The organism is Staphylococcus coagulans, from assembly GCF_022557135.1.
Classification (GTDB): Bacteria; Bacillota; Bacilli; order Staphylococcales; family Staphylococcaceae; genus Staphylococcus; species Staphylococcus coagulans.
Genome location: NZ_CP092966.1, coordinates 1507818 through 1525384 on the forward strand (window position 1 = coordinate 1507818; position 17567 = coordinate 1525384).

At 35.5% G+C, this 17567-nt stretch carries 12 protein-coding genes; 3 read left to right on the plus strand and 9 right to left on the minus strand.

Going from position 1 to position 17567, the window contains the following annotated elements:
• Positions 1-411 precede the first annotated feature (411 nt).
• Positions 412-1383 (minus strand): LCP family protein, encoded by a 972-nt coding sequence (locus KM149_RS07285; protein WP_126496120.1) that lies wholly within the window; start codon positions 1381-1383, stop codon positions 412-414.
• A gap of 135 nt (positions 1384-1518) precedes the next feature.
• Between KM149_RS07285 and msrA the strand changes: the two genes are divergently transcribed.
• The gene (msrA, locus tag KM149_RS07290; RefSeq protein WP_165544975.1) at positions 1519-2037 is read left to right on the plus strand and encodes a peptide-methionine (S)-S-oxide reductase MsrA; all 519 of its coding nucleotides are present in this window, start codon (positions 1519-1521) and stop codon (positions 2035-2037) included.
• A gap of 127 nt (positions 2038-2164) precedes the next feature.
• Here the strand turns inward: msrA and mprF are convergent, their stop codons facing one another.
• The 7 genes from mprF to parE form a co-directional block, all read right to left on the minus strand.
• A complete protein-coding gene (gene mprF, locus KM149_RS07295; protein WP_165544974.1) occupies positions 2165-4687 on the minus strand; it encodes a bifunctional lysylphosphatidylglycerol flippase/synthetase MprF in 2523 nt (840 codons plus the stop codon).
• An 85-nt stretch (positions 4688-4772) separates the two neighbouring features.
• A complete protein-coding gene (locus KM149_RS07300) occupies positions 4773-5978 on the minus strand; it encodes an AI-2E family transporter (protein WP_241415264.1) in 1206 nt (401 codons plus the stop codon).
• A gap of 411 nt (positions 5979-6389) precedes the next feature.
• Positions 6390-8426 (minus strand): glucose-specific PTS transporter subunit IIBC, encoded by a 2037-nt coding sequence (ptsG, locus tag KM149_RS07305; protein ID WP_241415265.1) that lies wholly within the window; start codon positions 8424-8426, stop codon positions 6390-6392.
• A gap of 128 nt (positions 8427-8554) precedes the next feature.
• Complete coding sequence (gene glcT, locus KM149_RS07310; RefSeq protein ID WP_050331037.1) at positions 8555-9406, minus strand: glucose PTS transporter transcription antiterminator GlcT; 852 nt, start codon at positions 9404-9406, stop codon at positions 8555-8557.
• A 205-nt stretch (positions 9407-9611) separates the two neighbouring features.
• Positions 9612-11075, minus strand: a complete 1464-nt coding sequence (gene alsT, locus KM149_RS07315; protein WP_050345659.1) for a glutamine transporter AlsT — start codon at positions 11073-11075, stop codon at positions 9612-9614.
• 106 nt (positions 11076-11181) lie between these two features.
• Positions 11182-13593, minus strand: coding sequence for a DNA topoisomerase IV subunit A (gene parC, locus KM149_RS07320; protein ID WP_060829956.1), 2412 nt, complete (start codon positions 13591-13593; stop codon positions 11182-11184).
• Positions 13593-15590, minus strand: coding sequence for a DNA topoisomerase IV subunit B (gene parE, locus KM149_RS07325; RefSeq protein ID WP_050331040.1), 1998 nt, complete (start codon positions 15588-15590; stop codon positions 13593-13595). Before parE ends, parC begins: the two co-directional genes overlap by 1 nt.
• Positions 15591-15881: 291 nt before the next feature.
• Between parE and plsY the strand changes: the two genes are divergently transcribed.
• Both plsY and KM149_RS07335 read left to right on the plus strand, forming a co-directional pair.
• A complete protein-coding gene (gene plsY / locus KM149_RS07330; protein ID WP_016425015.1) occupies positions 15882-16463 on the plus strand; it encodes a glycerol-3-phosphate 1-O-acyltransferase PlsY in 582 nt (193 codons plus the stop codon).
• 81 nt (positions 16464-16544) lie between these two features.
• Entirely contained in the window at positions 16545-16850 is a 306-nt protein-coding gene (locus tag KM149_RS07335; RefSeq protein WP_016425014.1) for a HesB/YadR/YfhF family protein, read from the plus strand.
• Between the two features lie 189 nt (positions 16851-17039).
• On the opposite strand, the gene menI is transcribed toward KM149_RS07335, so the two are convergent.
• The gene (gene menI / locus KM149_RS07340) at positions 17040-17504 is read right to left on the minus strand and encodes a 1,4-dihydroxy-2-naphthoyl-CoA hydrolase MenI (protein WP_050331041.1); all 465 of its coding nucleotides are present in this window, start codon (positions 17502-17504) and stop codon (positions 17040-17042) included.
• Positions 17505-17567: the final 63 nt, after the last annotated feature.

Consider the following 17567-nt stretch of genomic DNA (forward strand, 5'->3'; position numbering starts at 1 on the left):
TCGAGCCAAACAATACGAATTATTGTTAAAAGAAAAGCGTAGAGGTGATTCGATTATGAATCATCTCTACGCTATTATTTTGGGATTTATGTCCCAGGCTCTTTTTACGATAAAACTTCGTATTGTACATGTAATTATTCGCTATAATGCTTAAAAAGATAAGTCACTGTTGAAAATACATTCACTTTGATAGGACTCTATAATTTATGAGATTTTGATTTTCTAAAATACTTTCATCATCTCATAAAATGGTCCTCTCCACCTACATGATTACGGCATGATTGTCACTATGAACGTGACACTTGAGGGAAGAGCTGAAGCCAAATTTAGTTGAGACTTCACCACTAAACAAGCGAGTTCATAAAGGCAAAGCTATCAAAGATTTTATGCTCCGAACGCTTTAACATCATTTTAATCATTCAAAAATGCTTGAATTCGTTTTTTATTTTCAGCTTTATCTATACCTAAAGCAGAGCCACCATCATTCGTCGTAATATTTTCATAGCTTCCTTTAACAGGCACACTTAACGTCTTAATATCTTTATCACCACGGACAATAAAACTGAAGCCTGTTTGATAGATTGCTGAATCTGGCATGTTCGTACCGACATAACCACGCATAATACCCGCTAATTTAGGCGCCTTCATAATAGATGAAGGTTGTACGAGTTGTTGTTTCAATGCCGACATCACTTGTTGTTGACGACGTACACGTCCAAAATCTCCTTCCGGATCATTACGAAAACGTGCGTAACCTAGTAACTCTTTCCCGTTTAGGCGATGATAGCCCTTTTTCAATGACACACCAATTTTGGCAGACATATCTTTTTCAACGTGAATTGGTACACCTTTAGGCTCAAGTTCATCAATCATCGCTTCAAAACCATTAAAGTCTAGTGTTGCATAATACTCCGGCTCAATACCTAAGTTTGATTTTAACGTCTTGCGCAGTAGTTCAGGTCCACCTAATGAATAAGCCGCATTAATTTTATAGCTGTTATAGCCTGGAATATCCGCATAAATGTCACGCATGATAGACACAATCTTCATATCTTTTTTAATATAGTCGTATTGTGCAACCATAATCGAATCGGTACGAGACACACCGCCGTCTTCACGGTCCGCACCTAAAATTAATACAGTGGCTTTCCCATCATTTTTAATTGCACCATTAAATTTATGTATTTTCGGTGCTTGATTATGTTTTTTAGCCACCTCAAGACCTGACTTATAACTAGAAACACAATACATCACAAAGGCAAAAAGCAGAATGATAAACGCCAAGATAAACAAAGGCCATTTAGGTATCTTTCTCTTTTTCTTACGCTTTAAAGTTTTCTCAGAAGCATTCGAGGTACTACGGTTTAAATTGTTTTCATTCATCTTATCAACCTTATATCTTCAAAATTATGTATCTATGTACTATAATAAATACATATTAACGTTATATAAATTTATTTTAAAAATCAAGTGAAAACTATAAAGTCATACCAAGTTCTTATATGGAAGGGTGTTTAAATGAATATCAATACAGCATATTTTGCAGGTGGCTGCTTTTGGTGTATGACCAAGCCATTTGACCAAAACGAGGGCATTGAGCAAGTCACATCAGGTTATATGGGAGGCCACGTTGATCAACCAACGTATCAGCAAGTAAAAACAGGAGAAACAGGTCACTATGAAACAGTTAAAATCGAGTATGATGTCGCACTCTTTTCATACCAAAAGCTGTTAGAAATCTTCTTCTCAGTGATTGATCCGACTGATGACGGTGGACAGTTCCAAGATAGAGGTGCACAATATCGCACTGCTATTTTTTATACAAACGAAGACCAAAAAGAAGTCGCTGAAGCTTATATCACTTCACTCGAAGGCACTTTTGACCACGATAAAGCAATCGCCACTAAAGTTCTGCCTGCTTCCGAATTTTATGAAGCTGAAGCATACCACCAAGATTTCTATAAAAAGGACCCCGAACGTTTTGAACAGCAAGAAAGAGAACGTGAAGCTTACGCGCAATCACATCAAATTAAATAAACATAAGCATACCATTGCTAATTTGAATAAAAGTTTTTTATATCCGACTCATCATGATTGGTTTAAAACCACAAAACACCGACAAAGTACTTATGACTTTGTCGGTGTTTTTATTTTTCAATTACAATTATTTTTTACGTCGAATCACTCTTGTCACTTTAATAAGACTCTCCCAGACACTTTGACCACGATGATACACTAAAAAGCGTGACTCCCAATCTGGATTGAACTTGCTTTTATATTGACGTAAACCTTGGAAGCTATACAAACCATTAAAGTGTTCATAAAAGCGACCTGCAAATTTCTCTCTAATATGACCATAAGGCACTTGTCCAACGTTGGATAATGTCGCCATCCCCATATTAAAACGTGAATAGCCTTCTGATTGTGCCCATAAAATCATATTTAAATATAACGCATCCATGAAAGGTAAGCCTAATGATTTATCCCAACGAATCAAATCGACGGAAATGGTGTCTGCACCTTCAACAGGCATTAATGTACAAAAGGCATCAATACGACCCGCCTCATTTCTCAACACCCCAACTGGCGCTGCGTTAATATAAGCAGGCGTGAATCGACCTACTGAAAAGTAAAACTCTGATTGCTGACCTAGCCACTCTCGACTAATTTGATGCAATCGATCATACGTTTCATCGTCTAACGGCGTCTCTAAAATTTCAAATTGATAACCTAATGATTCAAGTTTATTTAATGTCGCTCTAAAACCACGCCGTTTTTTACCTGCAACTGTAAAGTCTGTAGCATTGATTAACGCCTCTTCACCCAATTTGAAGAATTGGTTACCAAAGTCATGATAAAGCGTCAAATAATCTTCAGACACTTGATAAAAAATGACGTCTCCACCTAAATAGGTGGCATACTCATAAAACTCTGTCAGCAACGAACGGAAATCGGATTCTAAACCTACAGGATCACCTAAAATGATATAGGCACTTCGGTCATAACGATACATAACGAAAGCCGTTTGTTGTTCATTAACAAATACAAGCTTATCACCACTATATAATAAATGACTTAATAAATGCCCACCATACTGTTTCAAAATTTGACTGGCCACTTCTTTATCATGATGTTCTCGAGGACGACGATAATTCCATTCGAAAAGATAAATAATGACAACAACAATTAATGTCATACCAATGACAGACAACCAAAAAGTTGAACGTAATAAGAAAAAGTCAATTTTAGGCGGTTGTACTTCAATTAAGTATAAAAATTGCTTCACTAATAGCTGATTGAAATAAAGGACAATCGCACTAATGACTAAAATAATCGTTAATTTTTGAATACGGAGCGGTCGTTTAAGTACACGTGCTTTACGATAAGCAAAGATCAGCGCTGCAAGTATTAAAGCGATAACGAGTAATAATAACGTCGCACCGTAGACGTAAAAATTAGATAATAATAAGATTACGAGTGCTACAATCGCAAACAATATCGATCGCTTACTTCTAGCAATAATCCCACGTAAATTCAACAGTAAAATCAAACTTGCACTGACATTTAAAATATACAATAAAATAAACAGTGTATGATGCTTCGTATTTAAAGCATCGAATATAATGGAGAAGTTACTAAAAAATAAAATCGAACTCATCATTAATACTAGAATACTCAACGCAAACGATGGCACTAACGCAACAAAGTCTTTTTGGAAAGACATTAAAAAGCCTGAAACCTCTTTTGCTGGTAAAAAGTATTTTGATTCAGAAACATATTTTTTCGCAAGTGAACCAAATTCAAAAACAGTTAACACAAGTGCAATTAATAATGGGAAGAAGTAATATGCAAAACGATATAAAAGTAACCCTAATACAACTTTTTCTTCCGCAATACCTAAATGTTGTAGACCTAACAGAACAATTAAATCAAATGCACCGAAACCACCCGGTATGAATGAAATAAGCCCTGAAATCGCCGCAACAATAAAGACACTGAGAATCACTGGATAAGAGACGTGCACACCTACAAGTTGGAATGCACAGAACAGAACGATACTTGCTAATAACCATTCTGAGCTAGACACAAGTGTAAAGATAGAACCTAACCAACGTGCCGCACGATCAATAGGCCAAATCCATGAAATAATGATAAATACAGGTAATAAAAAAGCGATAACGTATAAAAAGACGGTAAACCAAATCGATGTGCGGTATAAAAAGCTAACATCTAACACATGTGTCACGATTAATAGTGACAAAAAACTTAAACCTGTCAGCATCGACGTCAACATATAAGAGACAAATTGGACGAGTTTTTTACGCTCATTTGTATAACTTCCATAAAACCACATACGAACACTCGCGCCAATAAAACCACCGAATCCAATAATATTATTAAACGCATTGATAATATAGCCGACGCGTAGTGCTTTAAAAGGAGAAAGGTCTAATTTAAAACGACTAGTTAAAATCACGTCATAAAGTGATAACAAAATGACTGAACTTCCCCCTAATAAGAAGAGAATAATCATTTCCATTGGGCTAATATGATTGAATAATAGGAAGACTTTCTTAAAATCAATAGCCGCAAGTTCTTTGACTAAAATCACTGTAATCGTTGTGATTAAAAAAATGATAAATGCAATTTTAAGATATTTAAGCAAGTGATGTTTTTGTTTTATCATACAAACTGTTCCTTTCTCTAAGTGTGAATCCATGTCTTAGAAAAAGAGATTGAGACACTTTATGATTGCTCAATCCCTCTACCTTTTATTGTTCTTTATTATATTCTTCCTCAGGCATCTCGTATCCACCTGCATCATCAGCGTAATATTTGTTATAACGACGCTTGAATAATAAGAAAATGTGAGAAACTAAAACTTTGATAATCGCATAGGTTGGAATACCTAAAATGACTCCTACAATTCCTAAAAGATTACCTGCAGATAAAAGGACAAAGATAATCGTTAACGGATGAATTTTAAGTGTTTTCCCCATAATATTTGGCGAAATAAAATGACCTTCTATAAATTGAACTGCAGTCCAGACAACAATCAATTTTACCAACATAAACGGAGAGGTAATAATAGAAATAATAATCGCTGGTGAAATCGCAATCGTTGGTCCTAAGTAAGGAACAACACTCGTTACTGCGGCTATACTTGCCAAAATCAAAGCATAATCTAAGCCGATAATGGAGTAACCGATAAATAATAAAACCCCTATACAGAAAGAGACAATAATTTGTCCTTGTATGTAAGATCCTACTTGTTCACTCATTTTATCTAATAAATCATGCACATCTTTACGAAACTTTGGCGGGACAATTCTGTTAGAAAATTCTTTAAAGCGATGTCCATCTTTTAACATGAAAAATAGAACAAAAGGAACTGTCACAATGACAACTGTGATATTCACAACGGTTTCAGCAAAAACACGTATTTTTGAACTTAAACCATCCGCTAAGCTTGGGATTTTTTCTTGTAAACCATGCAGTGTTTTTTCAATTTGCGAATAATAATCAGACAAAAATGGAATGTGCATCATATTATCGGCAAAAGAACTGAGTTTACTAATGTACTTTGGAAAATTATGCATTAAGCGTTCAAATTGAATCGTGACAAGTGGTATTAATAAATTAACAACAATAGTAATAATACCGACGATACCTAGAAATAATATTGTAATACCCCATAACCGATTAATATTATAACGTTCCATCAAATTGATAATCGGATTAAACAAATAGTATAGGATGAGCGCAATAATAATGGGCGCCGCTATAGTATTAAAAATAATGATGAAGGGTTGGAAAATATAAGATACACGATCAAATATAAAAATAACAACCCCAATTAAAATAAATACCAATAATGCAAAAATTAAGTCTTTGCCACCGAAAAATTTCATAAAGCGACTTTCATGTATATTCAAATTTCGATGTTCTAATTGATCTTTTTGTTGCTGTTTGGTCATAGATTTCACCAAGCCTTTTAGAAATTAGTTATAGTTTATCGCTTTTCCACAAAAATTTAAACTTAAATCTATAATAACAAACTAACATACGAATTTGTCGCAATGATATGTAAACATGTCTTTAAATTTAATTTTACCCAAACGATGCCCTTAATACGTCCCATTATACCATTAATATTGCCAATACTCCTCAGACCTTAAGCCGAAAAATTCAAATAATGGGACATGATTTTCTGTTGAACGATATTTTCCATAGAAAAATAAATCACATGGATAACATAAAAAAGCTCTAAGATGATTATAATCAAATACCATCTTAGAGCGATTTCTACTTAACGCATCTGTTAATATGCAATTTCGAGTAATGACATCAAGTCAAATGCAACTTGACCCTTAACCCAAACTTATCTGTTAAATTTCAAAAATTTTGTCACCATGCTGAACCGTTTGCGCATCTGTAAAATTAAGATGTTTAATTTCAGATTGCGTTACAATGATTGGTGTAATATCACTTTTCGCTGATTTTCTAATTAATTCTAAATCAACAGTCATTAAATGATCACCTGCTTTAATTTCTTGCCCTTCTTCAACATGAACAGTAAAGCCTTCACCATTTAACTTCACCGTATCTAAACCAACATGGATAAGCAATTCTAAACCGTTATCTGAAACGAGGCCTAATGCATGCTTAGTTGGGAATACGAGTTGAATTTTACCATCAAATGGTGCATAAATTTCACCTTCACTTGGACGAATCGCAATACCTTCACCCATCATTTTCTCACTAAAGACTTGATCGGGCACTTCTGAAAGTGGCACAATTTCACCATTCATTGGTGCAGATACGAGACCAGAATGTGTCACTTCAAGATCTGATTGTGAACCATCCACAACAACTGTTTCATCACTGTCATCAAGTGTCACAGGATCTCTGACCACTTTACCGTCCATAATTTGTTGCATTTCATGTTTAATTTGATCTGATTTTGGACCAAATATCGCTTGCATATTATTACCGACTTCGAGTACACCTGATGCACCTAAATCTTTCAAACGTGCGACGTCTACTTTAGACTTATCATTCACTTCTACACGTAGTCGCGTGATACATGCATCTAAATGCTTGATGTTGTCCTTATCACCCATTGCTTCTAAAACTTCATAAGGTAAATCACTTGTTGCTGTTGTCGTTGCTTTCGTTTGTTTATCTTCACGTCCAGGTGTTTTGTAATTGAACTTGACGATAAGGAAGCGGAACACAAAGTAGTAAATCACCGCATACACTAAGCCGACTGGTATAACAAGCCACCATTTCGTTTGATTTGGTAAAATACCTAATAATAAGAAATCAATAAATCCACCAGAGAATGTATAACCTAAATGTAAGTCAAGTAAGTATAAAATTAAAAAGCTGAAACCGTCTAATACAGCATGAATAAAGAATAATAAAGGTGCCACGAATAAGAATGAAAATTCAAGTGGTTCTGTAATACCTGTTAAAAATGATGTTAAAGCAGCAGAGCCCATTAAACCTGCTACAACTTTTTTGTTCTCCGGTTTAGCTGTATGATAAATCGCTAACGCAGCTGCCGGTAAACCGAACATCATAACTGGGAACTCACCTTGCATAAACTTACCTGCTGTTAAGTTCGCACCTTCACGGATTTGTTCAATAAAGATACGTTGGTCACCACGGAAAATTTGACCTGCACCGTTTGTATATGACCCGAATTCAAACCAGAATGGTGCATGGAAAATATGGTGTAAACCAAATGGTATTAGTAGTCGTTTAATAAATCCAAATAAGAATACCGCTAAGCCTGTATTCGAGTCTAATAGCCCTTCACTAAAAGCATTTAATCCAGTTTGAATAATAGGCCAAATTAATGCCATTGGAAATGCTAATAAAAACGATGTTGTCGCCATCATAATAGGTACAAAACGTTTACCTGCAAAGAATCCTAAGTATGATGGTAGCGAAATATTATAAAACTTGTTGTAACACCAAGCCGCAAGCGCACCGATGATGATACCACCAAAAACCCCTGTTTGTAGCGTCGGAATACCGAGTACACTTGCATAACCTTTTGCAGTGTCGCTAACATTATCAGGTGTAACACCTAAAAATTCACCCATCGTTTTATTTAAAATAATAAAACCTACAAATGCGGCAATGGCAGCTACACCATCTCCACCTGCTAAACCAATGGCCACACCCATCGCAAAAATGATAGGCAAGTTATCAAAGATAATACTCCCCGCCGCAGCCATCATTTCAGCTACATTTTGAACACCTTGGTTCTGAATAAAAGGTAAATACGATTGTAACTGATCACCTTGTAATGCTGCACCAAATGCAAGGAGTAACCCTGCAGCTGGTAAAATTGCAACCGGTAACATTAACGCTTTACCAATACGTTGCAATTGTCCAAACAATTTCTTTCTCACTACATAAACCTCCCTATATTTATGACACATCACACTTCAAACGACATAAAAAAAGGCATGAGTCAACGACATGTGAAAGCTGTTCACAATGTTTAAACTCATGCCTAATCTAACTTAGTAACACGTTTTTATGCTTGTTTTTTTGACGCGAGCGACAGCTGATGAATATGCATTGTTAAGTATGCCACTTCAGCTTCATAGACGCGAACATCAATTTGTGATTGAATCATTTTAACTATTTTAACAGCTATATTGTAACATAACGGGTATTGTGCCTTCAATAGATTTTCAAAATTCAATTCAATAGTTGTGCCTTCACCTTTTTTCAACCGTTGCAACAAGAAATGGATATGTCTTACAAAACGTTGATATGGAATAGATGCTTCTGGAATTTCAATCCCCATATCATGTTCAATCATTCGAATAGCATTATTAATTAATTTCGGCACGGTTTGCATTTCTCCAAACTCAACATCATTGATCTGCGAAGCGATATGAAGTGCAATAAAACCAACTTCATCTTCCGGAAAATCAATATTCAGTTGCAAGTTGATTCGCGTCACCACTTTTTTCGCAATTTGATAGGCTTCAGGATAACTATATTTTGTCTCGCTTAAAAATGGATTAGTAATTAATTGCCCATTTTCCATGCGCTTTAATGCAAAAATCAAATGATCTGTTAATGAAACGACAAAAGATTCTTCATGACTCAAATCAAAATGCGTCATAATCATTTGAACAGAGTCAATGACAACACGCAACACTCGTTCATCAGTGTTGGCAATTAACATTTTATAATGATCTTGTTCAGATTTACTTTCTAATTTGAAAACTTTCTCAATCGTTTCTTGATCCTGAATCGTCATGCCTGGCTTTTTATTAAACCCCAATCCTTTTCCGATGATAATCACTTCAGATTGTTGATGTTGGCAAATGAGTACATTATTATTGAGGACTTTTTTAATTGTATATTGATTCACTGTCTTCACCTCTTACATCCAATTCAAATCATACCGCTTATTACCGAAGATGGAAAGCACAAAATTATGGCTTATTCACAAAAAGATACGTTTAAATGATTAATACGATACCATTTTAAAATAGCGTCTTCGCTTTTATCTACACCACACTAAAAATTTTGATAATAAAGGGCTGTAGACATTCATGCCTCAGCCCTTATTGAAACTAATCGTGTTTTTTATTTTTATGAATTTCGTTACCCCAACATTCAATACCAAATAAATTAATTTCTAATTCTTCTGGTCTGAAAATCGGGCGTTTCCCTGCTTTTCGTTGCTTCTGATAATCTTTCATCACTGCAAAAGCAATATTAGAAAGCCCAATGATCGCCACGATATTAACGATTGCCATTAATCCCATAAAGACGTCTGCAGTATTCCAAACTGTCTCAGTTTTAACGACTGCACCAACAAATACAAGTAAAACAACAAAACAACGAAATACAAAAAGTACCATTTTATTTGTCGATAAGAATTCGATATTGGATTGACCATAATAGTAGTTACCAATTACAGATGAAAAAGCAAATAATGTAATCGCTACTGTAAGGAAAATTCCACCGGCACTACCTAAATGCTCGTTCAATGCTGATTGTGTCACAGCCACACCCTGTGGTTGACCTTCACCGAACCTCAAACCTGTATATAACAAAATCATAATCGCTGTTGCAGTACAAACTAAAATCGTATCAAAAAATACACCGAGTGATTGAATCAACCCTTGCTTAACCGGATGTGAGACTGCAGCTGTTGCTGCAGCATTTGGTGCTGAACCCATACCTGCCTCATTTGAAAACAGGCCACGTTTAACACCCTGTAATACTGCAAATCCGACAGCACCACCTGCTGCTTGATCAATACCAAAAGCACTTTTAATAATCGTTGAAATCATTGGCAAGATTTGATCAAAGTTTAATAATAAAATAATTAATACCATGAAAATATAAATAATTGCCATAATCGGAACGATAAATGATGATAATGTTGCAATACTACGCACACCACCAAAAATAACAATCGCAGTAATGACTGCTAAAATTATCCCTGTAATCACAGGACTTACGTTGTATTGCGTATTTAACGATTCAGCAATTGTATTGGATTGCACTGTATTAAAAACAAATGCAAATGTAATTGTAATTAATATCGCAAACAAAACACCTAACCAACGTTGATTGAGTCCTTTAGTAATATAATATGCAGGGCCTCCACGGAAACCGCCTTCTTTATCTGGCACTTTATATACTTGTGCTAAAGTGGCTTCAATAAATGCACTCGCTGCACCTATGATTGCTATAATCCACATCCAAAAAACTGCACCAGGGCCACCTAATACGATTGCAGTTGCAACACCAGCGATATTACCCGTTCCCACTCGAGAACCCGCACTGATTGCAAAAGCCTGGAATGGTGAAATACCTTTTTCACCACTGTCTAAAGTTTCCGATTTTTCAGTTAAAGCTCTAAACATTTCTGGAATCCATCTGATTTGAACAAACTTAGAACTAATTGAGAAAAATAAACCTGCTGTTAAAAGTAAACCAATTAAATACTGAGACCAAATCAAATCATTCCCGACATGAATAAAAGCCTTAAACCACCCCGGAATTAAACTATCAAAATCTCTCACACAAATCCCTCTTTACTTTTTAATTTCAAAATGTAAACAATCAAGTTAAAACAACTAGTCCCATTTTATCATCAAAGTATAACAGTGACTATAAATTTTTTAGTGCTTATTCAACAAATAGATTCTCTATCTCGCCAAATACTGTGGTATCGACAACGAAGCTACCGTTTGTATATTGCTCTGATAAATGAATATCTTTAATTTCGCCTTCAAAAGTATCATTTTGAGAAATAAGTTTGTAGCGACTTTGATCAGGTTGGCACACGCGCGCTGACACAATACGATGTGGCTGTTTTTTTAATTCTTTCAACAGTGTAATCCCACGTTGTGCACGTTTCGCTTGTTGTAAGACTTTGAAAGCGATACGCTTGAGTGAACCGCGCTGAGTTGCAATTAAAATTGTGTCTTGTGGTGAAACGGTATTAACCATTACAACATGGTCATCATTTTTTAAATTAATTCCCTTAACACCTGCAGCACGTAAGCCCGTATCAGGTAATTCTTCAAGTGCATATGTGAGTGACATCCCTTTGAAAGTTAAAAATGTCAACAATTGCGAAGGTATCTTCGTTGACACATGCATGACTGAAATCAATTCATCGCCATCTTTAATTTTAGCTGCTACGAGTGGTTTATTCGTGCGTGTTGATTTAAAACCAGAGAGCAAGCTTTTTTTAATCATACCTTGACGTGTCGCTGTAATGATGGCACTTTGATCATCGAACTCAGAAACAACATAGCAATCAATAACTCGCTCATCCTCATCAATTGGCACAATCTGAGAAACATGTTGTCCTAAATCTTTCCATTTGATATCTGCAATTTTATGAACAGGAATGAACAAGTAACGCCCTTTATTTGTAAAAACAAGCGCATTGTCTTGCGTATTGACTTCTAAAATTTTAAGTACACCATCTTGCTCTTTCAATCCGATTTCATCTTTACCACTTGCATTGAAACTACGTAATGATGTTCTTTTAATGTAGCCTTCTTGCGTCATACTCAACATGACAGTTTCACTCGGTACAATGACTTCTTTGTCGATTTTGATTTCTGCTATTTTTTCTTCAATCACTGAGAGACGTGGTGATTTAAATTGCTTTTTAATCGCTGTAAGTTCTTCTTTAATGACATTTAACAATGCATCATGGTGATCCAGAATGTGGCGTAACGCATCAATTTTTTCTTTTAACTCTGCATGTTCTTCTTGAAGTGCCACAATGTCCGTATTTGTAAGGCGATATAATTGCAACATCACAATCGCTTCAGCTTGAGCTTCTGTAAAATCGTATTTTTCAACTAAATTATCTTTAGCATCACGCTTATTTTTTGAATTTCTAATTAACGCAATCACTTCATCTAAAATCGATAAAGCTTTCATTAGTCCTTCTACAATATGCATTCTCTCTTCCGTATGTTTCAAATCATAACGTGTACGTCGACTCACGACTTCGATTTGATGGTTTAAATAACTATCGATAATCGATTTAATACCCATTAATTGTGGACGCCCTTCGCGTATGGCAACCATATTGAAATTATATGCAACCTGTAAGTCCGTATTTTTAAATAAAAAGTTTAACACTGAAGTCGCATTGACATCTTTTTTAAGTTCGATTGCAATTCGAAGACCGCTTCGATCCGTTTCGTCACGTACTTCAACGATGCCGTCGACTTTTTTATCAGCACGAAGCTCATCTATTTTTTTAACGAGACTGCTTTTATTCACTTCATAAGGAATTTCGGTAACAACAATTTGATGACGTCCATTTCTCAACGTTTCAGTTTCAGTCTTCGCACGGACAACAACCTTGCCTTTACCTGTCTCATAAGCTTTTTTAATACCGTCAATCCCTTGTACTATACCACCAGTAGGAAAATCAGGGCCTTTAATATGTTTCATTAACTGATTCACTGTAATATTAGGATGATCGATATACTTTAACGTCGCTGTAATCACTTCTGCTAAATTATGTGGTGGAATATCCGTGGCATAACCTGCAGAAATACCTGTTGAGCCGTTGACCAATAGATTTGGAAAACGTGCCGGTAATACCATAGGCTCCATTTCAGTATCATCATAGTTCGGAACAAAATCCACTGTATCTTTATGAATATCACGCAAGATTTGTTCAGAAAGCTGACTCAATTTCGCTTCAGTATAACGCATCGCTGCAGGCGGGTCATTATCAATACTACCGTTATTCCCATGCATCTCAACTAATACATGGCGTAATTTCCAGTCTTGGCTCAAACGTACCATAGCATCATACACAGATCTATCGCCGTGTGGATGTAATTGACCTATCACATCACCGACTGTTTTAGCACTTTTTCGAAAATGTTTGTCATACGTATTGCCGTTAGAATACATCGAATAAAGGATACGTCGCTGTACTGGTTTTAATCCGTCACGTACATCAGGTAAAGCACGCTCTTGAATAATGTATTTACTATAACGACCGAATCGATCTCCAATAACATCCTCTAAAGGTAAATTTTGGATGATTTCACTCATTATGCATCCTCCTCTTCAACTGTCTGGTCTGACAAAACTTGAATCTCATCATTTTCTAAAATGCTTTGATCTTCCTGCATTCCAAATTGAACATGACGTTCAATCCAATCTCTACGTGGCGCAACTTTATCACCCATTAATGTTGAAACACGTTTAGATGAACGCACCTCATCATCAATTTGAACACGAATCAACGTTCTTGTCTCTGGATTCATCGTTGTTTCCCACAACTGGTCTGGATTCATCTCACCTAAACCTTTATAACGCTGTAAAATAAAACCTTTACCCATCTCTTGTTGTAATTTTTCTAGCTCTTCATCTGTCCATGCATATGAGACCTGTTTATTTTTACCTTTACCTTTTTCCAACTTATAAAGCGGTGGTAACGCAATATACACACGTCCTGCTGCTACAAGCGGTCGCATATACTTAAAGAAAAATGTCAGGAGCAGTACTTGTATGTGGGCACCATCCGTATCCGCATCAGTCATAATAATGACGCGGTTATAATTACTATCTTCTAAACTAAAATCATTACCGACGCCAGCACCAATTGTATGGATGATCGTATTGATTTCTTCGTTTTTGAAGATGTCTTCTAACTTGGCTTTTTCTGTATTAATAACTTTACCTCGCAAAGGTAAAATAGCTTGAAATTTACGATCACGTCCAAGTTTAGCAGAGCCCCCTGCAGAATCTCCTTCGACAAGATAAAGTTCATTTTTCTCAGTGTTTTTACTCTGTGCTGGCGTTAACTTACCAGACAATAATGTATCTTTACGTTTATTCTTTTTACCTGTTCTCGCTTCTTCTCTCGCTTTACGTGCTGCTTCTCTTGCTTGTTGTGCCTTAATCGCTTTTTTAACTAACGATTTTGACAATTGTCCTTTTTCTTCTAAGTAATATGGTAACTTTTCAGAAACGACAGCATCAACCGCACTTCTTGCTTCGGGCGTACCTAACTTTGATTTTGTCTGTCCTTCAAATTGCAATAAATGCTCAGGTATTCGTACAGAAATAATCGCAGTTAAGCCTTCACGAATATCATTACCTTCCAAATTTTTATCTTTTGCTTTTAAATCACCAATACGTCGCGCATAATCATTAAACACACGTGTCATAGCTGTTTTAAAGCCCACCTCGTGTGTACCACCATCTTTCGTACGGACGTTGTTAACAAAGCTCATAATACTTTCAGAATATTGATCGTTGTATTGAAAAGAGACATCCACTTCAATTTCATTCGCTGTTCCTTGAAATAAAGCCACATCATGTAAGACTTCTTTGCCTTCATTCACATAGCTTACAAAAGCTTTAATCCCTTCTTCATAATGGTAAATTTCGCTGCGTTCTTTTCCTTTACGTTGATCATCCAATGTAATCTTTAATCCTTGTAATAAAAAGGCAGATTCTTGCAAACGTTCACTTAACGTATCAAAATTAAAGCTCGTAGCATTTTTAAAGATTTCAGAATCCGGTTTGAATGTCACTTTTGTTCCTGTCTTTTTCGTTGTGCCTTTTTGAACTAATTTTGTCTGCGGCACACCTCCATGGGCGAAGTGTTGCTCAAAAATTTTTCCGTCACGATGAATTTCAACGCTGAGCGATTCACTTAACGCATTCACAACTGACGCCCCTACACCATGCAAGCCACCAGATGTTTTATAACCACCTTGTCCAAATTTCCCGCCGGCATGTAGCACTGTGAATATCACTTCGACAGTAGGCTTGCCAGAACGATGTGTTCCTGTTGGCATGCCACGTCCATTATCGGCTACAGTAATACTTTCATCTGCATTGATTGTGACGTTAATTTCGTCACCATAACCATTTAAAATTTCATCAACAGAGTTATCAACGACTTCATATACTAAATGGTGTAAACCACGCTTATCTGTAGATCCTATATACATCCCCGGTCTTTTTCTTACAGCTTCAAGTCCTTCAAGTACTTGAATTGCATCATCCGAGTAATTATTAACTTTCTTTGCAGACACTCAATTCCCCTCCTACAAACATACGTTCGTTCATCAAACTATACAATAGCTATTCTTATATAAAATCATTGAAAATGCAAGCGCGAATCTATATCATGACTAAAATAAATATTATTTTTATCAATCCTGTCATCTATTTAGAAATTAGGGAATATGTCAAAAAAACAAGGATTTATTGCCATTTTTTTAGTCCGACTTTTGATTAAATGTGCAGAAACGACTATAAAAATACATGACTCTTTGTGAAATTATGTTAAAATAAGAGCAGGTACTAAAAGGATGTGAATACTTATGGTGATAGCCCTACTATTCATTGCAAGTTATTTAATTGGTTCTATTCCAAGTGGTTATTTAATTGGGAAGATTTTCTTTAAAAAAGATATTAGGGAATATGGGAGCGGCAATACAGGTGCAACAAACAGTTTCCGTGTACTAGGTAAACCAGCTGGGTTTGCTGTCACATTTTTTGATATATTTAAAGGGTTCATCGTTGTATTCCTTCCAGCATTATTCAATGTGGAAATACACGGTTTACTCGTAGGAATTTTTGCAATTATCGGTCATGTTTACCCTATCTACTTGAAATTCAGAGGGGGAAAAGCAGTAGCGACAAGTGCCGGTGTCCTACTCGCTGTTAATCCGATTTTACTATTAATACTTGCTTTGATTTTCTTTATCATTTTAAAATTAACAAAATATGTTTCATTATCAAGTATCATTGCAGCAATTTGCTGTGTGATCGGCTCATTTTTCATTAGTGATTATGTATTATTAATAACGAGCATCGCTGTTTCAGTTTTACTCATTTATCGACATAGTAGTAATATTAAACGCATTATTAAAGGCACTGAACCTAAAATCAAATGGATGTAATACTTAATATTTGAATTTAGTTTAAAACCCATTAAAATAAGGTAAACAAATCATATCCTTATACTGGGAGGAGAATTCAATATGAAAATAGAATTTACGAATGATGCCATTACTTGGTTTAAAGATGAACTTGACTTACCAGAAGACGGAAAAGTGTTACGGTTCTTTGTTCGCTATGGTGGGGAGTTCCAATTAAAACAAGGATTTAGCCCAGCTTTTAATGTAGATTACACACGTGATATAGATGAAATTGGATACGAAGAAAAGTTTGATGGCATACATGTCATCGTAGCAGAAAAAGATGTTTGGTATTTTGAAGATCATCATATAAAAGTAGATATTAAAAATGATGATGTACTCTATGAAGCTGAACTTATTGAATCATAATTGAATTAACAACAAAAATCGAGGTGGAATCGTAATTTCCTAACCTCGATTTTTTTGATGATTACGTTGAAACAATTTCTATGACGAAACAATTAAGTCAACAATAATCATTACTATAAATTTTAACAACCTCATTTGACACATAATATGCTAATGCACAAACGAGATGATAAAAACAAATTGATGTTTTTAAATAGTTGAATCTTGTGTGACTTCTAACTCTTCACCTGCTTCATTTCTTTGCTGAACTTCATGATAAACTTCATACCAATTTGGAAAAGCTCTATCTAAACGAACAGGTTTGCCTTCATTTTTAGTGATAATGACATTATCTGTGTAACCCGTAGTCGCAAGTTCACCGTTTTCATTATAAACTTCATATTGATAACGAGAGCGTAATTTTGAAAATTTAGATACCCATGTTTTAATTGTTACTTTTTCTGGATAACCAATACTCTTTTTATAATTAATATTGAGTTCTGTTACAGGAGAAACAATCCCCGCCTCTTCCATTTCTACATAGTCTAAGCCGAGTTTACGTATGTAGTCTGTACGTGCAACTTCAAACCATGTCGCATAGTTACCATGGTAAATCACACCCATTTGGTCTGTCTCTTGATAGCGTGCTTCGATTTCAGTTAATGCGTAGATCATTATTTTACCTTCTTTCTCTTAGCGCTCATGCCACTCATTTTACCATAAAAAAACAACCCAGAA

Coding starts and splice junctions, on each gene's coding strand:
- KM149_RS07285 (WP_126496120.1), bottom strand. CDS start 1,383: ATGAATGAAAACAATTTAAACCGTAGTACCTCGAATGCTTCTGAGAAA.
- msrA (WP_165544975.1), top strand. CDS start 1,519: ATGAATATCAATACAGCATATTTTGCAGGTGGCTGCTTTTGGTGTATG.
- mprF (WP_165544974.1), bottom strand. CDS start 4,687: ATGATAAAACAAAAACATCACTTGCTTAAATATCTTAAAATTGCATTT.
- KM149_RS07300 (WP_241415264.1), bottom strand. CDS start 5,978: ATGACCAAACAGCAACAAAAAGATCAATTAGAACATCGAAATTTGAAT.
- parC (WP_060829956.1), bottom strand. CDS start 13,593: ATGAGTGAAATCATCCAAAATTTACCTTTAGAGGATGTTATTGGAGAT.
- plsY (WP_016425015.1), top strand. CDS start 15,882: ATGGTGATAGCCCTACTATTCATTGCAAGTTATTTAATTGGTTCTATT.
- KM149_RS07335 (WP_016425014.1), top strand. CDS start 16,545: ATGAAAATAGAATTTACGAATGATGCCATTACTTGGTTTAAAGATGAA.
- menI (WP_050331041.1), bottom strand. CDS start 17,504: ATGATCTACGCATTAACTGAAATCGAAGCACGCTATCAAGAGACAGAC.